At 70.7% G+C, this 21,492-nt stretch carries 20 protein-coding genes; 17 read left to right on the plus strand and 3 right to left on the minus strand.

What is annotated here, in order from left to right:
• The first annotated feature begins 10 nt into the window (after positions 1-10).
• A complete protein-coding gene (aroC, locus tag ODJ79_RS14085; protein WP_263023862.1) occupies positions 11-1,189 on the plus strand; it encodes a chorismate synthase in 1,179 nt (392 codons plus the stop codon).
• A complete protein-coding gene (locus ODJ79_RS14090; RefSeq protein WP_263023863.1) occupies positions 1,189-1,692 on the plus strand; it encodes a shikimate kinase in 504 nt (167 codons plus the stop codon). The genes aroC and ODJ79_RS14090 overlap by 1 nt, the downstream gene beginning before the upstream one ends.
• On the opposite strand, the gene ODJ79_RS14095 is transcribed toward ODJ79_RS14090, so the two are convergent.
• Entirely contained in the window at positions 1,689-4,937 is a 3,249-nt protein-coding gene (locus ODJ79_RS14095; RefSeq protein WP_263023864.1) for an NACHT domain-containing protein, read from the minus strand. The two genes, ODJ79_RS14090 and ODJ79_RS14095, sit on opposite strands and share 4 nt — an antisense overlap.
• Positions 4,938-4,997: 60 nt before the next feature.
• Here ODJ79_RS14095 and ODJ79_RS14100 point away from each other — a divergent pair, with 60 nt between their 5' ends.
• On the plus strand, positions 4,998-5,954 hold the full coding sequence (locus ODJ79_RS14100) for an NADP-dependent oxidoreductase (protein ID WP_263023865.1): 957 nt from the start codon (positions 4,998-5,000) through the stop codon (positions 5,952-5,954).
• On the opposite strand, the gene ODJ79_RS14105 is transcribed toward ODJ79_RS14100, so the two are convergent.
• Complete coding sequence (locus ODJ79_RS14105; RefSeq protein ID WP_263023866.1) at positions 5,939-6,640, minus strand: Clp protease N-terminal domain-containing protein; 702 nt, start codon at positions 6,638-6,640, stop codon at positions 5,939-5,941. The two genes, ODJ79_RS14100 and ODJ79_RS14105, sit on opposite strands and share 16 nt — an antisense overlap.
• 79 nt (positions 6,641-6,719) lie before the next feature.
• Between ODJ79_RS14105 and aroB the strand changes: the two genes are divergently transcribed.
• From aroB to nusB, 4 genes are read left to right on the plus strand one after another with little or no spacing between them, the layout of a single operon-like run.
• Positions 6,720-7,760, plus strand: a complete 1,041-nt coding sequence (gene aroB, locus ODJ79_RS14110) for a 3-dehydroquinate synthase (protein ID WP_411267313.1) — start codon at positions 6,720-6,722, stop codon at positions 7,758-7,760.
• Positions 7,757-8,191, plus strand: a complete 435-nt coding sequence (gene aroQ, locus ODJ79_RS14115; protein WP_263023868.1) for a type II 3-dehydroquinate dehydratase — start codon at positions 7,757-7,759, stop codon at positions 8,189-8,191. Before aroB ends, aroQ begins: the two co-directional genes overlap by 4 nt.
• A gap of 50 nt (positions 8,192-8,241) precedes the next feature.
• Positions 8,242-8,799, plus strand: coding sequence for an elongation factor P (efp, locus tag ODJ79_RS14120; protein WP_263023869.1), 558 nt, complete (start codon positions 8,242-8,244; stop codon positions 8,797-8,799).
• A gap of 23 nt (positions 8,800-8,822) precedes the next feature.
• Entirely contained in the window at positions 8,823-9,233 is a 411-nt protein-coding gene (gene nusB, locus ODJ79_RS14125) for a transcription antitermination factor NusB (protein WP_263023892.1), read from the plus strand.
• 337 nt (positions 9,234-9,570) lie between these two features.
• Here nusB and ODJ79_RS14130 read toward each other — a convergent pair whose 3' ends face one another.
• Positions 9,571-10,059 (minus strand): transcriptional regulator, encoded by a 489-nt coding sequence (locus ODJ79_RS14130; protein ID WP_020517563.1) that lies wholly within the window; start codon positions 10,057-10,059, stop codon positions 9,571-9,573.
• 277 nt (positions 10,060-10,336) lie between these two features.
• Here ODJ79_RS14130 and pyrR point away from each other — a divergent pair, with 277 nt between their 5' ends.
• The 10 genes from pyrR to mihF all read left to right on the plus strand — a co-directional run bounded on the left by pyrR (position 10,337) and on the right by mihF (position 21,480).
• Entirely contained in the window at positions 10,337-10,933 is a 597-nt protein-coding gene (gene pyrR / locus ODJ79_RS14135; protein WP_263023870.1) for a bifunctional pyr operon transcriptional regulator/uracil phosphoribosyltransferase PyrR, read from the plus strand.
• A complete protein-coding gene (locus tag ODJ79_RS14140) occupies positions 10,930-11,853 on the plus strand; it encodes an aspartate carbamoyltransferase catalytic subunit (RefSeq protein WP_263023871.1) in 924 nt (307 codons plus the stop codon). Before pyrR ends, ODJ79_RS14140 begins: the two co-directional genes overlap by 4 nt.
• The gene (locus ODJ79_RS14145) at positions 11,850-13,115 is read left to right on the plus strand and encodes a dihydroorotase (RefSeq protein WP_263023872.1); all 1,266 of its coding nucleotides are present in this window, start codon (positions 11,850-11,852) and stop codon (positions 13,113-13,115) included. Before ODJ79_RS14140 ends, ODJ79_RS14145 begins: the two co-directional genes overlap by 4 nt.
• The gene (gene carA / locus ODJ79_RS14150) at positions 13,116-14,222 is read left to right on the plus strand and encodes a glutamine-hydrolyzing carbamoyl-phosphate synthase small subunit (RefSeq protein WP_263023873.1); all 1,107 of its coding nucleotides are present in this window, start codon (positions 13,116-13,118) and stop codon (positions 14,220-14,222) included.
• A gap of 4 nt (positions 14,223-14,226) precedes the next feature.
• Entirely contained in the window at positions 14,227-17,541 is a 3,315-nt protein-coding gene (gene carB, locus ODJ79_RS14155; RefSeq protein ID WP_263023874.1) for a carbamoyl-phosphate synthase large subunit, read from the plus strand.
• On the plus strand, positions 17,538-17,861 hold the full coding sequence (locus ODJ79_RS14160) for a hypothetical protein (protein WP_263023875.1): 324 nt from the start codon (positions 17,538-17,540) through the stop codon (positions 17,859-17,861). Before carB ends, ODJ79_RS14160 begins: the two co-directional genes overlap by 4 nt.
• A complete protein-coding gene (locus ODJ79_RS14165; protein ID WP_263023876.1) occupies positions 17,858-18,871 on the plus strand; it encodes a quinone-dependent dihydroorotate dehydrogenase in 1,014 nt (337 codons plus the stop codon). The genes ODJ79_RS14160 and ODJ79_RS14165 overlap by 4 nt, the downstream gene beginning before the upstream one ends.
• On the plus strand, positions 18,868-20,130 hold the full coding sequence (locus tag ODJ79_RS14170) for an adenosylmethionine--8-amino-7-oxononanoate transaminase (RefSeq protein ID WP_263023877.1): 1,263 nt from the start codon (positions 18,868-18,870) through the stop codon (positions 20,128-20,130). The genes ODJ79_RS14165 and ODJ79_RS14170 overlap by 4 nt, the downstream gene beginning before the upstream one ends.
• A gap of 17 nt (positions 20,131-20,147) precedes the next feature.
• Positions 20,148-20,978: an orotidine-5'-phosphate decarboxylase gene (gene pyrF / locus ODJ79_RS14175; protein WP_263023878.1), complete on the plus strand. Its 831-nt coding sequence runs from the start codon at positions 20,148-20,150 to the stop codon at positions 20,976-20,978.
• Positions 20,979-21,162: 184 nt separating this feature from the next.
• A complete protein-coding gene (gene mihF / locus ODJ79_RS14180) occupies positions 21,163-21,480 on the plus strand; it encodes an integration host factor, actinobacterial type (protein ID WP_203797403.1) in 318 nt (105 codons plus the stop codon).
• Positions 21,481-21,492 lie beyond the last annotated feature (12 nt).

Genomic DNA, 21,492 nt, shown 5'->3' on the forward strand with positions numbered 1-21,492 from the left:
AATTTTCGCCGTGTTGCGGTGGCTTACGGCTGGTGAATCCCATGGACCGGCGCTGGTGGCGATGCTCGAGGGCGTGCCCGCCGGGGTGGAAGTGACGACGGCGGAGATCGGGCGTGATCTCGCTCGGCGACGGCTCGGCTACGGGCGCGGTGCTCGCATGTCGTTCGAGCAGGACGTGGTCGAGGTCGTCGGCGGCATTCGGCACGGGGTGACGCTCGGTAGCCCGGTGGCGCTACGGGTGGGCAACTCGGAGTGGCCCAAGTGGCAGACCGTGATGGCGGCCGACCCGGTGGATCCGGAGGAGCTGGCCAAGCAGGCGCGCAACGCGCCGTTGACCCGGCCGCGGCCGGGGCATGCCGATCTTGCCGGCATGCAGAAGTACGGGCACACCGACGCCCGGCCGATCCTCGAGCGAGCCAGCGCGCGGGAGACGGCGGCGCGGGTCGCCGTGGGTGTGGTGGCCAAGGCGCTGATCCGGCAGGCGCTCGGTATCGAGATCGTGTCGCACGTGATCGAGCTGGGTTCGGTGGCGGCCAAGTCCGGTCTGATCCCGACGCCGGAGGACGCCGAGCGGATCGACGCCGACCCGCTGCGGTGCCTCGACCCGGAGGCCAGCGCGCGGATGGTGGCCGAGGTCGACGCGGCCAAGAAGGACGCGGACACGCTGGGCGGCATCGTCGAGGTGCTGGCCTACGGGGTGCCGCCGGGTCTCGGGTCGCACGTGCAGTGGGATCGCAAGCTGGACGGGCGGCTGGCCGCGGCGCTGATGAGCATCCAGTCCGTGAAGGGCGTGGAGATCGGCGACGGGTTCACCCAGGCGCGGTCGCGCGGGTCGGTGGCGCACGACGAGATCATTCCGACCGAGGACGGGGTCCGGCGGGTCACCGACCGGGCCGGTGGGCTCGAGGGTGGCATCACCAACGGCGAGCCGCTGCGGGTGCGGGCGGCGCTCAAGCCGATCTCGTCGCTGAACCGGGCACTGCAGACGATCGACGTGACGACCGGGGAGCCGGCGACGGCGATCAATCAGCGGTCGGACGTGTGCGCGGTGCCGGCCGGGGCCGTGGTGGCCGAGGCGATGGTGGCGCTGGTGCTGGCCGAGGCGGCGACGGAGAAGTTCGGCGGCGACTCGGTGGCCGAGATCCGGCGAAACCTGGCGGCGTACCTTGACTCGCTGGTGATCCGCTGATGGCGCCGGTGGCGGTGTTCGTGGGCGCGCCCGGCGCCGGGAAGACGACGGTGGGGTCGGCGGTGGCCGAGCAGCTGGGTGTGGCCTTCGCCGACTCGGACGCGATCATCGAGGAGCGGGCCGGGAAGCCGATTCCGGAGATCTTCTTCGATGACGGGGAGGATGCTTTCCGGGCCCTGGAGCGGGCGACCATCGCCGACGCTTTGTCTGGATTTAACGGGATTTTGGCCCTCGGTGGCGGCGCGATCCTGAACGACGCCACCCGGGCGCTGCTGGCCGACCAGACTGTTGTCTATCTGTCGGTGGAGCTGTCGGACGCGGTGAAGCGGGTCGGGCTCGGCGCCGGGCGGCCGCTGCTGGCGGTCAACCCGCGCGCGACGCTGAAGTACCTGCTGGACCAGCGCCGGCCGCTGTACGCCGAGGTGGCCACCCACACAGTGGTGACCGACGGCCGCGAGCCCGAGGAGATCGCGGCCGAGGTCGCGGCACTGCTGAAGGGCTAACGCCGGCGGAGCCGGACCGAGGGTGGGAGACCTGCAGGGATCGTGGCGCGCTTGTCGATCTCGATGGTGAGCCGGCCGCCGCGCCAGTTGGTGAAGCACGATATGTCGGTATCGGGTCCGGGGCCATCGACGGTGAGCTGGGTCAACTGGATGTGGTCGACCAACGGCGCCAGATCCGCTGTGGTCTCCTGGTAGAGCCGGATGGCGCGCAGCCTAGGCGGCAGGGTCAGGCCGGCGAGCGATCGTGGCCGGATGTGGTGCAACGCCAGCCGCTCTAGACGCTCGAAACGGTCGACGAAGTCCAGGCGGCGCGGCCAATCCGGGCCGCCGAAGATACTGAGCCCCTCCACCACCGGGAAACTGTCGACCAGATCTGCCGACCCTCGTCGAGGCGGCCGGGAACACCCGTAGGTGAAGTCGGTGATGGGTGCTTCGGCGAGCGGGTGGAAACTGCGGACCTGTCCGGAAAGCACGGCAAACGTTCGCAGCCTGGACAGTCCGGCCAGGGCGTCGATTCCATTCACCTCGTCGTTCAATGAAATCGTGAGCTCGGTCAAGCCCCCGCACTGGCCGATCTTGTCGAGCGCTTCCGCCGCAGAGTTGGCCAAGAGCGACAGGGAGGTCAATTTTGGCAGTGCCGCCAGCGAAGCGATGCCGGTCGGCGTGATGCCCTCGTTCCAATAGAGCGTGGTGAGATTGGGGAACTTGTCCAGCTCACTCAGTGAGCCGTCCGCGCCGCCGATGAGGTAGATCGATTCCAGTTGGGGGCATGCCGGCAAGTCCGCGAGGCTCACCCGGCCCATCAGGAACAGGCTCGCACTGACGAGGTTCCGGAGGTGACGCACCGAGCCGAGCAACGCCACATGGTTGATGTTGACGTGGCCGGCGGGCAGCGGTGCGTCGGCGAGGACGCGCTGGGCGTACTCCTCAGGGTCGAAGTAGGACCAGGCGTTGACGAGTTCGCGTTGGACCTCGTAGCGAGAATCGGACGCATATGCGGCCAGGAGTTCCAGCGCCCGCGGGCCGTTGATCAGCGCGACCGCTTGCACCACCGCTGCGGCCCGACTGGTGGACAAACCGGACAGGTCCGACGGCAGGCGGCCGAGAAGCGGCTCACCTACAGCGTGCAACCGCTGCGCCTCGCTCCGGCTGCGCGGCGGCAGCAAGGTGTCCAGCTCCCGATTGACGCGAGCAAGCAGCTCCGGCGGCTCCAGCGACGGCACGGTCTCCAAGCACGCAGCCGCCAGCAACACCAGCGTGCGGCGGTGCTGCGGCTCGCGTTCGGCCCGGCTCAGCAGCCCGTCGATCAGTTCGGAGCGCATCGCGCTGTGCCCGTGCCCGGCCGCCATGACGACGATCTCGCGCCAGGTGTCCAGGTGCGCGTAATGGTTCGCGAGCATCCCGCCCATGTCCTGCTCGGCCGCCTCCAGCGCGGCCAGGTACTCCTGGAAGGTGCGGTGCACGAAGTCGATCCGCCCCACTGCCGGCTCCCGGAGCACGCCGCTGCGCTCGAGCAGGTGAGTCAGCACCGCCGCCGGGTCAGCGGTGACCCGTGGCATGCCGTCGAGGCGCCGAGCCACATAGGCGAGCGCGTCCGCCCGGGACAGCTCCGAGCGGTTGTTCAACGAGATCCGCCAGGCCAGGTCCTGCAGCAGTTGGCGACGCTCGCGGACGCTCATTTCCGGCATCGCCGAATGAACGCTGCGCTCGGTGTCCCGCCGGTGCAGCAGCATGTCCACTGCGGCCTGGTAGATGCCCATCCGGTCGGGCGGCAGGTGCGTCTCCCGGTCGAGGTTGAGGGCGCACAGCATGGCCGCCATCAGCGGGTTTCCGGCCAGGCGGTAGAGGTGCCGGTTCGCCGCCAGCTGGCCTAGCAGCGACTGGTGGTAGCGATGCAGCTCGCTGGGCAGGCAGGGCAGCGATGGCGCCGTCCGAGCCGCTTTGTGCCACTGCTCGATCAGCGCGAATACATCGTTCGGGGCAAGCCGTTCGAGCGTCAGCGTGACGAAGTCGGCCTCGTCCTGGAGCCAGCGCACCGGGGCGGCCGGCGGCCGGGAGGTGACCACCGCGGCGGCCGAGGGGAACATGTCCAGCAAGTCCTTGATCCACGCGCGGACCGCTGGACGCCGCTCCGCCGGCAGTTCGTCCACGCCGTCCACCAGCAGGAGAGCGCCCGACTCCAGTCGGCGGTGCACCCAGCCGCGTGGCATGGTGCCGGCGATCGGGTCGGCCACCCCGGTCAGGAATTGCTCGGGCGCGGGCAGCTTGGTCGGCCAGCTACGTAGCTTGATCAGGAAGGGCACCCGGCCGTTCCACTCGGCCAGGTCGCCGGTGAACGCGCGGGCCGCCGCGGTGACCGCGAGCCAGCGCAGCAGCGTCGACTTGCCGGCCCCGGCCTCGCCCCGGATCAACGCCCGGGTGCACCGGCCGAGCGCCTGCTCGACGCGTTCCGCCCCGGCGTCCTCGAGCCGGGCGTGCCGCACCAGCGACGGGTCCCATGCTGCTGCCCGCCGCCGGGCCGCCGGGCCGTCCCCGCTGACGCTCAGGCTGATGTAGGCGACGTTCAGGGTCGTCCGCGGGCGGAACTGGGTGTCGAGGCCGACCAGATCCAGCACGTTGAGCTTGCGGGTCAGCGCCTCGTAGTAGCGGGCCAGGAACTCGTCTTCGTCCATCGCGCCGGTACTGAGCAGGGCAAGCTGGCGCAGCGTCTCGGACATCATGTCGGTCAGGTCGGTGAGGCGGCCGAGCATCTCGACCGCGGCCCGGTTGCCGAACGGCGCGGCCCGCACCACGAACTGCACGTAGCAGCGGGCGCAGTCGGCCAGCGCGACGTCGTACAGCCTCTGCGCCAGGTCCGAGAGGGCAGCCGGCGGGGCCGACCGCCTGAGGTGGGCCACCAGCCGGGCCGGGTCGAGGTCGGTGGTGAAGAGCGCGTCGTCAGACAGGTCGGCGCGCAGGAACGTGTCGGCCACCGCCTCGAGCGCCGCCTCGGTCTCGTTCGCCGGCAGCACCGCGAACTGGGTGGCGACCAGCGGCTTCAGGCGTTCGGCGACGTCGTCGACGACCGCCTCGATCTGACGTTCACCGCGGCGGCGGGTGAACTCGTCGGTGGACCGCTGGCGCAGCAGATCGCTCAGCGGCAGCGTGCGCTCGCGGGTCTCGCGCCGGCCGGCCAGCCAGCGGGTGACGAACGGGGTGACCACCGCCTGGCCGACCTTGACCAATGCCGTCTCGATACCCGTCACGGTCACAGTGTGACGGACGAGACGGTCCGCTGTACCCATCGACGCGATAGGACTGATTCCATGACCAGAGCGGTTCATTTCGATCAGTACGGTGACGTGGACGTCCTGCGCATCGAGAACGTCGAGCGTCCCCAACCGGCAGCCGACCAGGTCCTCGTCGAGGTGGTCGCGGCCGGCATCAACCCCGGCGAGATCGCCATCCGCTCCGGGCTGCTGCACGAGCGCTGGCCGGCCACCTTCCCGTCCGGCGAGGGCAGCGACTTCGCCGGTCGGGTCGTCGAGGTCGGCGGCTCGGTGACCGAGTTCGCCATCGACGACGAGGTGCTCGGCTGGTCCGACTGGCGGTCCTCGCACGCCGATTACGTCCTGGTTCCCGCCGACCATCTGACCCGCAAGCCGCTCGCGCTCGACTGGATCCGGGCCGGCGGCCTGTTCGTCGCGGGCGTGACGGCGTACGCGACGGTCCGGGCGGTGCAGCCGACGGCCGGCGAGGTCGTCGTGGTCAGCGGCGCGGCCGGCGGGGTCGGCTCGCTCGCCGTGCAGCTCGCCCGCAACGCCGGCGCCACGGTGATCGGCATCGCGAGCGAGAACAACGCGGCCTGGCTGCGCTCGGTGGGCGCCATCCCGGTCGCCTACGGCGACGATCTCGCGGAGCGGTTGCGCAAGGTGGTCCCGTCCGGCATCGACGCATTCATCGACACGTACGGGAACGGGTACGTGGACCTGGCCGTCGAGCTGGGCGTCGACCCGTCCCGCATCGACACGATCATCGACTACCCGGCGGCGCAGCGGACCGGCGCGAAGGTCGAGGGCAGCTCGACGGCGAGCGACGCCGAGATCCTGGCGTTCGTGGCCGAGGAGGTCGCCTGGGGCCGGGTCGTGCTGCCGATCGCGGCGGTGTACCCGCTGGAGGCGGTGCGCGAGGCGTACACCGAGCTGGCGGCCCGGCACACCCGCGGCAAGATTGTCCTCTCCATGGAGCTCGCACCCGACGCGGGCCGTCAGCCGGCGGCCTGACGCTCCAGGCGATCGATCCGCTCGATCAGGGGCGCCAGCTCGGCCCGCATCGCGGCTCGCAGCCCGGTCGGCGTGGCGGCCGCTTTCGCCTGCGCGTAGCCAGCCAGGGCGGCGGCCACGGCGCGGCGGACCGAGCGCGCGTCCGCGCCGCGGGATCGCAGCAGGCCGCCGGCCGCGCCGTCGGTCTCGGCGGCGAGGGCGATCAGCAGATGCTCGCAACCGACGTAGTTGTGGCCCATGCCGATCGCCTCGCCGACGGCCAGCTCGATCGCGACCGCGGCGGGGGAGCTGAACCGCAGGCCGGCGCCGTTCGTGCCGGGCTCGGCGTCGGCGGGCGGCTCGAGCGAGCCCGGCTCGATCTCGAGGGCACCGAGGACCTGCAGGCCCAGGTTGCCGCCCTCGCCGATCATGCCGGCCAGCAGGTCGCCGGTCGTGACGTGGGCGGCGCCGGCCGCCTTCGCCCGGTCGGCGGCCCCGGTCAGCGTGGTCACCAGGCGGGCGGTGAAGCTCGGCAGGCGCGCGGCCAGCCGGTCGGTGTGCAGGTCGTCGAGCAGCGCCTGGCGGATCGCCGTGGTGCGGCGCACCGCCTGCTCCAGAGCGCGCTGGCAGATGGCGGACACCGGCAGCTCGGCGTCCCGGACCGCGTCGGCGAGGTCGTCCGGCAGGTAGACGTTGATTTTCGGCATGCGGCAGTTATAACCCGTGTGGGGTTAGCAAGATATAACCCCAACCCGCAGCGCAGCGCGCGTCGATAGGGTGTCGGGCGTGGTGACGCGTATACACGTGGGTGGTGACCGGCCGTACGACGTGCTGGTCGGCCGCGACCTGGGCGGCGAGCTGCCGGGGCTGATCGACGGTGCGGCGCGGGTCGCGGTGCTCTATGCGGCGCCGTTGCGCGAGCGGGCCGAGCGGATCGCCGGCGGGCTCGGGCAGCGGGTCACGCCGATCGAGGTGCCGGACGCCGAGCGGGGCAAGACCGTCGAGGTCGCCGCCCGCTGCTGGGACGAGCTCGGCGCGGCCGGGTTCACCCGGACCGACGTGGTGGTCGGCGTCGGCGGGGGAGCGGTCACCGACCTGGCCGGCTTCGTCGCCGCGTCCTGGCTGCGCGGGGTGCGCTGGGTGCCGGTGTCGACGTCGCTGCTCGGCATGGTCGACGCCTCGGTCGGCGGCAAGACCGGGGTGAACATCGCGGCCGGCAAGAACCTGGTCGGCGCGTTCCACCCGCCGGCCGGGGTGCTCTGCGACCTGGACGCGCTCGACACGCTGCCGGCCGACGACCTGACCGCCGGGCTGGCCGAGGTGATCAAGTGCGGGTTCATCGCCGATCCCCGGATCCTCGAGCTGGTCGAGGAGCAGCGGCCGGAAAACCTGCCCGAGCTGGTCGAGCGGGCGATCCGGGTCAAGGCCGAGGTGGTCAGCTTCGACCTCAAGGAGTCGGGGCTGCGCGAGATCCTCAACTACGGGCACACGCTCGGCCACGCGATCGAGAAGCGTGAGAAGTACACCTGGAAGCACGGGCACGCGATCTCGGTCGGGCTCATCTTCGCGGCCGAGCTGTCCCGCCTGTCCGGCCGGCTGGACGACGCCACGGCGCGCCGGCACCGGGCGGTGCTGGAGATGACGGGGCTGCCCACGGCGTACCCGCCGGAGGCTTGGAACGATCTCCTCGGCGCGATGCGCGTCGACAAGAAGGCGCGGGCCGACACGCTGCGCTTCGTGGTTCTGGACGGCCTCGCGAAGCCGGGCATCCTGACCGGCCCGGACGAGGACATGCTGCGCGAGGCCTACGCGGAGGTGGCGAGATGATCTACGTGTTGAACGGGCCGAACATCGGCAGGCTCGGCACCCGGGAGCCGCACATCTACGGTTCGACCACCTACGCCGACCTCGTGCAGGCCTGCCAGGACACGGCGAAGCGGCTCGACCTCGAGGTGCAGGTGCGCCAGACCGACGCCGAGTTCGAGATGATCCGCTGGCTGCACGCGGCCGCCGACGAGGGCGCCGACGTCGTGCTCAACCCGGGCGGCTGGACGCACTACAGCATCGCGATCCGGGACGCCTGCGCCCTGCTCGGCGGCCGGCTGGTCGAGGTGCACATCTCGAACATTCACCGGCGCGAGGAATTCCGCCACAAATCGGTCATAAGCGGCGTTGCAACCGGCGTGATCGCGGGGCTCGGCGTGGATGGTTACCGCCTGGCGCTGGAGCACTTGGCCCAGGTGGGCGACGCAAGGTAACCGTCGGTAGACTCGTTCGGTCACCGAATACGAACTTGATAAGGCAGGCAATGGCTACCACGAACGACCTGAAGAACGGCCTGGTGCTCAACCTCGACGGCGATCTGTGGTCCGTCGTGGAGTTCCAGCACGTGAAGCCGGGTAAGGGTGGGGCGTTCGTGCGCACCACGCTGAAGAACGTGCTCTCCGGCAAGGTCGTCGACAAGACGTTCAACGCCGGCACGAAGGTCGACACCGCCACCGTCGACAAGCGCACGATGCAGTACCTCTACCTGGACGGCGACGACTTCGTCTTCATGGACCTGGACACCTTCGAGCAGATCCACGTCCCCGCCGGCACCGTCGGGGAGAACGCGAACTACCTGCTCCCCGAGGCCGAGGCCACGGTCGCCACGCACGAGGGCGTCCCGCTGTACATCGAGCTCCCGACCAGCGTCTTCCTCGAGGTCACCTACACCGAGCCCGGCCTGCAGGGCGACCGCTCGACCGGCGGCACCAAGCCGGCCACCGTCGAGACCGGCGCCACGGTCAACGTCCCGCTCTTCATCACCACCGGCGAGAAGATCAAGGTCGACACCCGCGACGGCCGCTACCTCGGTCGCTCTTGATGGCTGAGGCCCCCAAGACGCAGATGCCCGCCCGCCGCAAGGCGCGCAAGCGGGCGCTGGACGTCCTCTACGAGGCCGACCTGCGCGACCTGCCGCCGAGCGAGGTGCTGCGCACCTACCTCGACCGGATCGAGAAGCCGCGCCCCGACCACCTGGACTACGCGATCAGCCTGGTCGAGGGCGTGGCCAAGAACCTCGACCGGATCGACGAGCTGATCGCCAGCTACGCCGAGGGCTGGACCCTGGACCGCATGCCGGTGATCGACCGCAACCTGGCCCGCATCGCGGTCTACGAGCTGCTCTACGTCCCCGAGATCGACGACCCGGTAGCCATCACCGAGGCAGTAGAGCTGGCCAAGCAGATGTCGACCGACGACAGCCCACGCTTCCTGAACGGCATTCTCGGCCGCATCTCCGAGTTCGCCACCAGGTAACCCGCACTGGCAACCCCGAAGCCGCCCGGTTTCCGCCGGGCGGCTTTCGTGCGTCACAAGAGCCGAGCGCGGCCGGGGTCGGGGGCAGCGCCCCAGGGTTTTCTCGCACCCCACAAACCGCCCTTGAGCATTTGCTTCATGCGCGAAAACGGACACCCCCCAAAAGCCCGACCCCGATCATCCGCACGATCGGTGATTTAGAGCGTTTCAACGATCGAAGAGCCCCGTGACGGCGAGTGGCCGGCCAAAGACGTGCACGCGGGCGCGCCGACCAGGCGGACATGCCAAAGGCCCGCGGAATTCACCGCGGGCCCTTTGACGTGAGGGGAAAACGAGATCAGCTGGCGAAGAACGCGCGCGGGTCGGCCACCAGGACACCCTGCTCCGTCAGGCGCTCGATGAGGCCCGACGGGGAGATGTCGTAAACGATGGCGAGCGCACGCAGGTCATCGGCTCGGATGGACAGGACGCGGCCGTTGTAGTCACCGCGCTGCTGCTGGATGGCCCGGGCGTACCGCGCGACGTAGGCGAGGTCCTCGCCGGTGGTGTCGTACAGCTTCTCCAGGTCGAGCACGATTTTGTTGGTGGCCTCGAGGCGGACGCCGCTGCCGTCGGGCAGCAGCTCCGAGACGGGCACGCGGTAGAAGTCGGCCAGTTCGGCAAGGCGGGACACGGTGACCGCGCGGTCACCACGCTCGTACGAGCCCACCACGACGGCCTTCCATCGGCCGTTCGACTTCTCTTCCACACCTTGCAGGGAAAGACCCTGCTGCTGGCGGATGGAGCGCAGGCGGGCGCCCAACGACTTGGCGTACTCAGACGGCATTCGGAACACTCCCACTGTGCTGGCCCGGAGGGTTCTTCCTCCGCGATCGCTACGGAGCGTGACGGTACGCAGTGTGAGACCGCCGGTCAAGTGCTGGTTACCGATGAGTCGTGCGGTCCGTGGGTGAAGTGTCCGATTGATCCGGTAATCGTGGCGTAGGGCAGGTCACCATCGTCAACGTCTCCGCCGCTGGTAACGTTACGTCCGCCATCGGGAGAACGTGTCCCGTCGACATCCTTTAACGACCCGTCCCGTGAGGCGGGGAAGGAGGTCCGCCGTGGCTTCGCCGCGCGCAGACACGACCAGCAAGATCATCTTGACCGGGTCCGACCTGCACCGGGTCGTCGACCGGATCGCTCACCAGATCCTCGAGAAGACGTCGGGCGCCACCGGCACCGTGCTTCTCGGGATTCCGACCCGGGGCGTGCCGCTCGCGCAGCGGCTGGCCGCCCGCATCCACGCCTTCGAGGGCATCGACGTGCCGATCGGCTCGCTCGACATCACGCTCTACCGCGACGATCTTCGCCTGCACGCCACCCGCGCCCTCGGCAAGACCGAGCTGCCCGGCGGGGGCATCGACGGGCGCCGCGTGATTCTGGTCGACGACGTGCTCTTCTCCGGCCGCACCGTGCGGGCCGCGCTGGACGCGCTGAACGACGTCGGCCGGCCGAGCTCGGTGCAGCTCGCCGTGCTGGTCGACCGCGGCCACCGGCAGCTGCCGATCCGGGCCGACTACGTGGGCAAGAACATCCCGACCGCGCTGTCCGAGAGCGTGCGGGTCTCGTTGACCGAGACCGACGGCCTGGACGAGGTCAAGCTGACCGGGGGCGACGGATCGGACGAGGCCGAGCTGACCGGGGGCGACGACAAATGATCAAGCATCTGCGATCGGCCGCCGACCTGGACGCGGCCACCGCCACCCTGATCCTGGACACCGCCGCGGAGATGGCCGCGCTCGCCGGCCGCGAGGTCAAGAAGCTGCCCACGCTGCGCGGCCGGACCGTGGTGAATCTCTTCTACGAGGACTCGACCCGGACCCGGATCTCGTTCGAGGCGGCGGCGAAGCGGCTCTCGGCCGACGTCATCAACTTCTCCGCGAAAGGCTCCAGCGTCTCGAAGGGTGAGAGCCTGAAGGACACCGCGCTCACCCTGCAGGCGATGGGCGCGGACGCGGTGGTGATCCGGCACTCGGCGTCCGGCGCGCCGCACCGGCTCGCCTCGTGGGTGGACGGCTCGGTGATCAACGCGGGCGACGGCACCCACGAGCACCCGACCCAGGCGCTGCTGGACGCGTACACGATGCGCTCGCGCCTGGGCCGCCTCGACGGTCTGAAGGTCGCGATCGTCGGCGACGTGCTGCACAGCCGGGTCGCCCGCTCCAACGTGCTGCTGCTGTCCACCCTGGGTGCGCAGGTGACCCTGATCGGGCCGCCGACGCTGATTCCGGTGGACATCGCGGCCGCGCTCGAGCCGAAAACAAAAGTGTCGTACGACCTCGATAGCGTCCTGCCCGACATGGACGTCGTGATGATGCTGCGGGTGCAGACCGAGCGCATGCAGGACTCGTACTTCCCGTCCGCGCGGGAGTACAGCCGGCGCTACGGCCTCGACGTCGCGCGCATGCGCAAGCTGCCCGAGCACGCGATCGTCATGCATCCGGGCCCGATGAACCGCGGCATGGAGATCGCCCCCGAGGTGGCGGACTCGTCCCGTTCCACGATCGTCGAACAGGTCGCCAACGGGGTCAGTGCCCGGATGGCGGTTCTCTATCTGCTGCTGGGGGGCAAGGCGTGAGCTCGTATGTCTTGAGGAATGTGTCGGTTCTCGGGGGAGCGCCGGCGAACCTGATGCTGCGCGATGGCCTCATTTCGGACCTTCCCGATATTTCCGCGGAATACATTGACGCTACCGGGCTCGTCGCGCTGCCCGGGCTGGTCGACCTGCACACCCACCTGCGCGAGCCGGGCCGGGAGGACGCCGAGACCGTCGAGACCGGCTCCCGCTCGGCCGCTCTGGGCGGCTACACCGCGGTCTGCGCGATGGCGAACACCTCGCCGGTCGCCGACACCGCCGGCGTGGTCGAGCAGGTCTGGCGCCTCGGCCGCGAGGCCGGGCTGGTCGACGTGCAGCCGATCGGCGCGGTCACCGTCGGGCTGGCCGGCAAGCAGCTGGCCGAGCTGGGCGCGATGGCGACCAGCGCCGCGAACGTGCGGATCTTCTCGGACGACGGCTTCTGCGTCGCCGACCCGCGCCTGATGCGCCGCGCCCTGGAGTACGTGAAGGCGTTCGACGGCATCATCGCCCAGCACGCCGAGGAGCCGCGGCTCACCGAGGGCGCGCAGATGCACGAGGGCGAGGTGAGCACCCGGCTGGGCCTCACCGGCTGGCCGGCCGTCGCCGAAGAGGCGATCATCGCCCGGGACGTGCTGCTCGCCGAGCACGTGGGCAGCCGCCTGCACGTCTGCCACGTCTCCACGGCCGGCTCGGTCGAGGTGCTGCGCCAGGCCAAGGCCCGCGGCGTCCGGGTCACCGCCGAGGTCACGCCGCATCACCTGCTGCTGACCGACGACCTGGCCGCGTCCTACGACCCGGTTTTCAAGGTCAACCCCCCATTGCGTACGGCCGGGGACGTGGCCGCCCTGCGCGAGGCGCTCGTCGAGGGCGTCATCGACGTGGTGGCCACCGATCACGCGCCGCACGCGGTGGAGGACAAGGAATGCGAGTGGGCGTACGCCCGGCCCGGCATGCTCGGGCTGGAGACCGCGCTCTCGATCGTGATCAGCGTCCTCGGCGAGCGCTGGGACCTGATCGCCGAGCGGATGTCCCGCACGCCGGCCCGGATCGCCGGGCTGGCCGGGCACGGCACCGACCTCGCGGTCGGCTCGCCGGCCAACCTGACGCTGGTGGACCCGTCCGCCCGCTGGGTCGTCGATCCGGCCGAGCTGGCGAGCCGCAGCCGCAACACGCCGTACTCGGGCACCACCCTGCCGGGTCGCATCGTGGCGACCTTCCTCCGGGGAGAGCCGACGGTCCTCGACGGGAAGGCTGTGAAGTAGATGAGCAAAGCGATCCTCGTACTTGAGGATGGCCGGACGTTCTGGGGCGAGGCGTACGGCGCCCCGGGGGAGACGTTCGGGGAGGCGGTCTTCACCACCGGCATGACCGGTTACCAGGAGACGCTGACCGACCCGTCGTATCACCGGCAGGTCGTGGTGCAGACCGCGCCGATGATCGGCAACACCGGCGTGAACGATGAGGACGACGAGTCCGACCGCATTTGGGTGGCCGGTTATGTCGTACGGGATCCGGCTCGTCGCCCCTCGAACTGGCGCTCGACCGGTGACCTCGCGGCTCGCTTGGAGGCCGAGGGTGTCGTCGGGATCAGCGGGGTGGACACCCGGGCGCTGACCCGGCACCTGCGCTCACGTGGCGCGATGCGGGTCGGTGTGTCGAGTGTGGATCTTGACCCGGCCTCGCTGCTGGAGAAGGTTCTTGCCTCGCCGCAGATGGTCGGGGCTGACTTGTCCGCCGAAGTCACTACTTCGGAGAAATACACGGTTTCGGCGGTCGGGGAACACCGGTACACGGTTGCGGCGCTCGACCTCGGGATCAAGCGCAACGTCGCCCGCCGGCTCGCGGCGCGCGGCGTCACGACGCACATCTTCCCGGCCTCGTCCTCGATCGAGGACCTGCTCGCGGTCGGCCCCGACGCGGTGTTCTTCTCGCCCGGCCCGGGCGACCCGGCCACCGCCGACGGGCCGGTCGCGCTGGCCCGCGAGGTCATGCGGATCCGCAAGCCGCTGTTCGGCATCTGCTTCGGCAGCCAGATCCTGGGCCGGGCGCTCGGCTTCGGCACGTACAAGCTCGGCTACGGCCACCGCGGCATCAATCAGCCGGTGCTGGACAGGACCACCGGCAAGGTCGAGGTCACCTCGCACAACCACGGCTTCGCCGTCGACGCCCCGCTCGATGCGGCGATCGACACCGAGTTCGGCGCCGTCGAGGTGTCGCACGTCTGCCTCAACGACAACGTGGTCGAAGGGCTGCGGGGCCTGGACGTCCCCGCGTTCACCGTCCAGTACCACCCCGAGGCCGCGGCTGGTCCGCACGACGCCGACTACCTGTTCGACCGGTTCGTCGAGCTGGTCGAGAAGAAGGGCTGACGCGATGCCGAAGCGTGAGGATCTGAAGCACGTCATGGTGATCGGCTCCGGGCCGATCGTCATCGGCCAGGCCTGCGAGTTCGACTACTCCGGCACCCAGGCCTGCCGGGTGCTGCGGGCCGAGGGCCTGCGCGTCTCGCTGGTCAACTCCAACCCGGCCACGATCATGACCGACCCGGAGTTCGCCGACGCCACCTACGTCGAGCCGATCACCCCGGAGTTCGTCGAGCTGGTCATCGCCAAGGAGCGGCCGGACGCGATCCTGCCGACGCTGGGCGGGCAGACCGCGCTGAACACCGCGGTCGCGCTGCACGAGAGCGGCGTGCTGGAGAAGTACGGCGTCGAGCTGATCGGCGCGAACATCGACGCGATCCGCCGCGGCGAGGACCGCCAGCTGTTCAAGGACATCGTCGCGAAGGCCGGCGGCGAGACGCCGCGCTCGCGGGTGTGCCACTCGATGGACGAGGTGCGCGCCACCGTCGCCGACCTCGGCCTGCCGGTGGTCATCCGGCCCTCGTTCACCATGGGCGGCCTCGGCTCGGGCATGGCGCACACCGACGAGGACCTCGAGCGCATCGCCGGGGCCGGCCTGGCCGCCTCGCCGGTGCACGAGGTGCTGATCGAGGAGAGCGTGCTCGGCTGGAAGGAGTACGAGCTCGAGCTGATGCGCGACAGGCACGACAACGTCGTGGTGGTCTGCTCGATCGAGAACGTCGACCCGATGGGCGTGCACACCGGCGACTCGGTCACCGTCGCGCCGGCCATGACCCTCACCGACCGGGAATACCAAGCGCTGCGCGACCTCGGCATCGCGGTGCTGCGCGAGGTGGGCGTCGACACCGGCGGCTGCAACATCCAGTTCGCGGTCAACCCGCGCGACGGCCGGCTGGTCGTCATCGAGATGAACCCGCGGGTGTCGCGAAGCAGCGCGCTGGCCTCGAAGGCGACCGGCTTCCCGATCGCGAAGATCGCGGCGAAGCTGGCCATCGGCTACACCCTCGACGAGATCCCGAACGACATCACGCTGAAGACCCCGGCCGCCTTCGAGCCGGCCCTCGACTACGTGGTCGTGAAGATCCCGCGGTTCGCGTTCGAGAAGTTCCCGGGCGCCGACCCCGAGCTCACCACGACGATGAAGTCGGTCGGCGAGGCGATGAGCCTGGGCCGCAACTTCGCCGAGGCCCTGAACAAGGCGATGCGGTCGATGGAGACCCCGGCGGCCGGGTTCTGGACGACGGCCGAGGACTCGTCCTCACTCCAGGACGTTTTGTCCGCCTTGCGCATTCCGCACGACGGGCGTCTCTACACGGTCGAGCGGGCTCTGCGGCTCGGGGCCTCGATCGACCAGGTGCACGAGGCCAGCGGCGGCATCGACCCGTGGTTCCTCGAGGAGATCAAGGCACTCATCGACCTGCGTACGGAGATCTCCGGCGCCGCGGTGCTGGACGAGGAGCTGCTGCGCCGGGCCAAGCGGGCCGGCCTCTCCGACCGTCAGCTCGCCGCCCTGCGCCCGGAACTGGCCGGCGAGGACGGCGTGCGCACCCTGCGGCACCGGCTCGGCGTGCGCCCGGTCTACAAGACCGTGGACACCTGCGCGGCCGAGTTCGAGGCGAACACGCCGTACCACTACTCGTCCTACGACGAGGAGACCGAGGTGGCGCCGAGCGCCCGGCCCAAGGTGCTGATCCTGGGCTCGGGGCCGAACCGGATCGGGCAGGGCATCGAGTTCGACTACTCCTGCGTGCACGCCGTGATGGCGTTGCGGGGCGTCGACTACGAGACCGTCATGGTCAACTGCAACCCGGAGACGGTGTCGACCGACTACGACACCGCCGACCGGCTCTACTTCGAGCCGCTCACCTTCGAGGACGTCCTCGAGGTGTTCCACTCCGAGGACTCCTCCGGCAAGGCGGCCGGCGGCCCCGGCGTCGTCGGCGTGATCGTGCAGCTCGGCGGGCAGACCCCGCTCGGCCTGGCCAAGCGGCTCAAGGCGGCCGGCGTCCCGATCGTCGGCACGTCGCCCGAGTCGATCGACCTGGCCGAGGACCGCGGCCAGTTCGGTGCGGTCCTGCACAAAGCCGGCCTGCGCTCGCCCGAGCACGGCACGGCCACCAGCTTCGAGGAGGCCAAGGCGATCGCCGACGCGATCGGCTACCCGGTGCTGGTCCGGCCCTCGTACGTGCTCGGCGGCCGGGGCATGGAGATCGTGTACGACGAGCCCACGCTGGCCGGCTACATCGAGCGGGCCACCCAGATCTCGCCCGATCACCCGGTGCTGGTCGACAGCTTCCTGGACGACGCCATCGAGATCGACGTGGACGCGCTCTGCGACGCGACCGGCGAGGTCTACCTGGGTGGCGTGATGGAGCACATCGAGGAGGCCGGCATCCACTCCGGCGACTCGTCCTGCTCGCTGCCCCCGGTCACGCTGGCCGGCTCGCACCTGGCCGAGGTGCGCCGCTACACCGAGGCGATCGCCCGCGGCGTCGGGGTGCGTGGCCTGCTCAACGTCCAGTACGCGCTCAAGGACGACGCCCTCTACGTGCTGGAGGCCAACCCGCGCGCGTCGCGGACCGTCCCGTTCGTCTCGAAGGCGACCGCGGTCCCGCTGGCCAAGGCCGCGGCCCGGATCATGCTGGGCGCGACCATCGCCGAGCTGCGCGCCGAGGGCCTGCTGCTGCCCGAGGGCGACGGCGGGACCACCCCGGAGAACGCGCCGATCGCGATCAAGGAGGCGGTGCTGCCGTTCAAGCGGTTCCGCACCCCGGCCGGCCACGGCGTGGACAGCCTGCTCGGCCCCGAGATGAAGTCGACCGGCGAGGTGATGGGCATCGACGCCGGGTTCGGCCAGGCGTTCGCCAAGTCACAGGCCGCCGCGTACGGGTCGCTGCCGACCGCCGGCAAGATCTTCGTCTCGGTCGCGAACCGGGACAAGCGCTCGATGATCTTCCCGGTCAAGCGGCTCGCCGACCTCGGCTTCACGATCGTCACCACCGCCGGCACCGGCGAGGTGCTGCGCCGGCACGGCATCGCCTGCGAGGTCGTCCCGAAGCACTACGAGAGCCCGGGCCAGAACGCGGTGGAGCTGATCCTGGCCGGCGAGGTCGCGATGATCATCAACACCCCGCAGGGCTCCGGCGCGAGCGCCCGCTCCGACGGGTACGAGATCCGCAGCGCGGCGGTCACCGCCGACATCCCGAGCATCACCACCACCCAGGGCGCCGCGGCCGCGGTGATGGGCATCGAGGCCCTGATGCGCGGCGACATGACGGTCCGCCCGCTGCAGGAGCTGCACGCCGCCCTCCGAGGCGACAAGTGACGGCGACCCCGGAGTCGCCGGTCGGTTCGTCCGGCGCGCCCCGCCCTTCCTCCCGCGTCGCGGCGACGGTGCGGGGCGAAGCGGCGGGGACGCTGGGCGCGGGCGTGGCGGGGACGCTGGGCGCGGGCGTGGCGGGGACGCTGGGCGTGGGCGTGGCGGGGACGCGGGGCGCGGGCGTGGCGGGGACGCTGGGCGTGGGCGTGGCGGGGACGCGGGGCGCGGCGGGGACGCTGGGCGTGGGCGTGGCGGGGACGCGGGGCGCGGCGGGGACGCTGGGCGCGGGCGCCGCTGGGGCGCGGGGCGTGGGGGCGGCGGCGTGAGTGCTTTCGAGCGCGTGGTCCGGCCGGTGCTCTTCCGCCTCGGCGGGGGTGACGCGGAGAAGGCGCACGAGTTCACCCTCGGGCGTCTCTCCCGGCTGGGCGAGCGCACCCGGTCGGTGCTGCGGACGCGGTATGCGACCGACGCGCCGGTCGAGGTGTTCGGGGTGCGGTTCCCGAACGCGGTCGGGCTCGCCGCCGGGATGGACAAGAACGGCGTGGCGCTGCCCGCGTGGCCGGCGCTCGGGTTCGGGTTCGTCGAGGTCGGCACGGTCACCGCGAAGGCGCAGCCGGGCAACGACAAGCCCCGGCTGTTCCGGCTTCGGGACAGCGAGGCGATCATCAACCGGATGGGCTTCAACAACGCCGGGGCGGCCGCGCTGGCCGCCCGTCTGCGGGCGCTGGGGCCGATCGGGGTCCCGCTGGGGGTGTCGCTCGGGAAGTCCAAGGTGACGCCGCTGGAGGAGGCGGTGCAGGACTACCTGACCTCGTACGAGCTGCTGCACCCGTACGCCGACTACATCGCGGTGAACGTGTCCTCGCCGAACACGCCCGGGCTGCGCACGCTGCAGGACAGGTCGGCGGTCGCGGGCCTGCTCGGCGCCCTGGCGGGCAAGGTGCCGGTGCTCGTGAAGATCGCGCCGGACCTGACCGAGCCGGCCATCGCCGAGCTGCTCGAGGTGTGCCTGAGCCACGGCGCGGCCGGCGTGATCGCGACGAACACCACGCTCGCCCGGGACGGGCTCGCCGCGGCTGACCAGCCGAAGGCCGGGGAGGCGGGCGGGTTGTCGGGGCGGCCGCTCACCGAGAAGGCGCGCAAGGTGGTCCACTTCGTGCACACCGAGACCGGCGGCCAACTGCCGATCATCGGGGTCGGCGGCGTGATGTGCGCCGACGACGCGAGCCGGCTGCTGGACGCCGGCGCCTCGCTGGTGCAGCTCTACAGCGGCTTCATCTACCACGGTCCGGCCCTGGTTCGGTCGGTCGCCCGGGTGGCCGCGAGAACGAGATGACCGATCTCCTGGCTCTCGACCGGGCGCACGTCTGGCATCCGTACGGGCCGATGCCGGGCAGGAGCGAGCCCTACCTGGTGGAGAGCGCCCGGGGCGTCCGGCTGCGACTGGCCGACGGGCGGGAGCTGATCGACGGGATGTCGTCGTGGTGGGCGGCCATCCACGGGTATCGGCACCCGGTGCTCGACGCGGCGCTCGCCGAGCAGGCGGGCCGGATGAGCCACGTCATGTTCGGCGGGCTCACCCACGCCCCCGCCATCGAGCTGGCCACCACGCTGGTCGAGCTGGCGCCGGCGGGGCTCGAGCACGTGTTCCTCGCCGACTCCGGGTCGGTCAGCGTCGAGGTCGCGATCAAGATGGCGCTGCAGGCCCAGCTCGCCCTCGGCCGCCCGGGCCGGCGGCGGCTGCTGACCTGGCGTGGCGGCTACCACGGCGACACGTTCCATCCGATGACCGTGTGCGACCCGGTCGGCGGCATGCACTCGCTGTGGACCGGGGTGCTGCCGGTCCAGGTCTTCGCCGACGCGCCGCCGGCCGAGTTCGACCCGGGCTATGCCGGCGCGCTGCGGGCGCTCGTCGCCGAGCACGCGGACGACGTGGCGGCGGTGATCGTCGAGCCGGTCGTGCAGGGTGCCGGCGGGATGCGCTTCCACCATCCGGAGTACCTCCGCGTCCTGCGGGAGGCCACGGAGGCGTACGGAATCTTCTTGATCTTTGATGAGATCGCGACCGGGTTCGGGCGGACCGGCGAGTTCTTCGCGGCCGATCATGCCGGGGTGAGCCCCGACATCATGTGCGTGGGCAAGGCGCTGACCGGTGGCTACCTGACGCTCGCGGCGGCGCTGGCGACGACCGCGGTGGCCGAGGCGATCTCCATGGGGGAGGGTGGCGGGCTCGCGCACGGGCCGACGTTCATGGGCAACCCGCTCGCCTGCGCGGTCGCGAACGCCTCGCTGGGACTGCTGCGGGACACCGACTGGCGATCACTCGTCCGGGTGATCGAAAGCGGTCTCCGGGACGGTCTGGAGCCGCTGCGCGGGATGCCGGGCGTCGCCGACGTGCGGGTCCTGGGCGCGATCGGCGTGGTGCAGCTCGACCATCCGGTGGACATGGCGAAGGCGACCGCCGCGGCCGTCGACGCCGGCGTGTGGCTGCGCCCGTTCCGGGACCTGATCTACACGATGCCGCCGTACCTGGCGGACCAGACCGACGTGGACCGGATCGTGGCGGGGATCGCCGCCGCGGTGGCGGCTACCTGACAACGAGGACGGCAGCGATGGAGACCTTCGGACAGCGGCTCACGGACGCCCTCGGGAAGCGGGGGCCGCTCTGTGTCGGCATCGATCCGCACCCCGCTCTGCTCGCTCGCTGGGGGCTCGGCGATGACGTCGCCGGCCTGGAACGCTTCGCCCGTACGGTGGTCGACGCACTGGCCGATCGGGTGGCCGTGGTGAAGCCGCAGTCGGCGTTTTTTGAGAGATTTGGGTCACGTGGCATCGCGATCCTTGAGTCAACTATCCGACAGTTGCGCGAGGCCGGGGCGCTCGTCCTGCTGGATGTGAAACGCGGCGACATCGGCTCGACGATGGCCGCGTACGCCTCCGCGTACCTGAATCCTGCGAGTTCGCTGAGTGCCGACGCGATTACTGTGAGTCCCTACCTCGGAGTCGGGTCGTTGCAGCCGGCATTCGACCTCGCGGCGGCCAACGGCGCCGGCGTCTTCGTCCTCGCGCTGACGTCGAACCCGGAAGGAGCGAGCGTCCAGCACGCGGTCACCGCGGACGGCCGCACCGTGGCGCAGCGCGTGATCGACGAGATTTCCCAGGTCAACAGGGGTGCCCAGCCGCTCGGCAACCTCGGTCTCGTGGTCGGCGCGACGATCGGACGGACCGGTCACGACCTGTCTCAAGTGAACGGTCCGTTGCTCGCTCCGGGGCTCGGCGCGCAGGGCGCGACCCCGTCCGACCTGCGCTCCGTCTTCGGCGAAAGCCTGCGCAACGTGCTGCCGTCGTACTCACGGGAAGTTCTCAACGCGGGACCTTCCGTGTCCGCTCTGCGGGACGCCGCCGAGCGCGCCGTCGACGACTGCCGGGCCGCTCTCGGGTGAGTCGGGCCTGTTTACCAGGCCGGGACACAGCGTCGCCGGGGGTACCCCCACGTTGCCGAATGCGCCGTTGACCGCTAGTTTTCCCCGCGCCGGGAACCACATGCCCCTTTGGTTCCCTGGCACACCACGTTTCACAGAAGCGCCGGTATTGAACTACGGCGCGATAGGGACCTGAGGAGAACTGGTGCCGCTCCCGTCACTGAGCCCCGAGCAGCGCGCTGCAGCGCTGGAGAAGGCCGCGGAAGTTCGCAAGGCTCGGGCTGAGCTGAAGGAACAGCTCAAGTCCGGCAAGACCACCCTCGCCGCCGTGCTCGACCGCGCGGAGGGGGACGAGGTCGTCGGCAAGCTGAAGGTTTCGGCCGTGCTGCAGGCGCTGCCGGGCATCGGCAAGATCCGCGCGACGCAGATCATGGAGAAGCTGAAGATCGCTGACAGCCGCCGGCTGCGCGGTCTCGGCGACCAGCAGCGGAAGGCCCTCCTGGGGGAGTTCGCTGCGAACTGACTCACCGGCTCG

Source organism: Actinoplanes sp. KI2, assembly GCF_025630775.1.
Taxonomy (GTDB): domain Bacteria; phylum Actinomycetota; class Actinomycetes; order Mycobacteriales; family Micromonosporaceae; genus Actinoplanes.

Coding starts and splice junctions, on each gene's coding strand:
- ODJ79_RS14090 (WP_263023863.1), top strand. CDS start 1,189: ATGGCGCCGGTGGCGGTGTTCGTGGGCGCGCCCGGCGCCGGGAAGACG.
- ODJ79_RS14100 (WP_263023865.1), top strand. CDS start 4,998: ATGACCAGAGCGGTTCATTTCGATCAGTACGGTGACGTGGACGTCCTG.
- ODJ79_RS14105 (WP_263023866.1), bottom strand. CDS start 6,640: ATGCCGAAAATCAACGTCTACCTGCCGGACGACCTCGCCGACGCGGTC.
- aroQ (WP_263023868.1), top strand. CDS start 7,757: ATGATCTACGTGTTGAACGGGCCGAACATCGGCAGGCTCGGCACCCGG.
- efp (WP_263023869.1), top strand. CDS start 8,242: ATGGCTACCACGAACGACCTGAAGAACGGCCTGGTGCTCAACCTCGAC.
- nusB (WP_263023892.1), top strand. CDS start 8,823: ATGCCCGCCCGCCGCAAGGCGCGCAAGCGGGCGCTGGACGTCCTCTAC.
- ODJ79_RS14130 (WP_020517563.1), bottom strand. CDS start 10,059: ATGCCGTCTGAGTACGCCAAGTCGTTGGGCGCCCGCCTGCGCTCCATC.
- ODJ79_RS14140 (WP_263023871.1), top strand. CDS start 10,930: ATGATCAAGCATCTGCGATCGGCCGCCGACCTGGACGCGGCCACCGCC.
- carA (WP_263023873.1), top strand. CDS start 13,116: ATGAGCAAAGCGATCCTCGTACTTGAGGATGGCCGGACGTTCTGGGGC.
- carB (WP_263023874.1), top strand. CDS start 14,227: ATGCCGAAGCGTGAGGATCTGAAGCACGTCATGGTGATCGGCTCCGGG.
- ODJ79_RS14170 (WP_263023877.1), top strand. CDS start 18,868: ATGACCGATCTCCTGGCTCTCGACCGGGCGCACGTCTGGCATCCGTAC.
- pyrF (WP_263023878.1), top strand. CDS start 20,148: ATGGAGACCTTCGGACAGCGGCTCACGGACGCCCTCGGGAAGCGGGGG.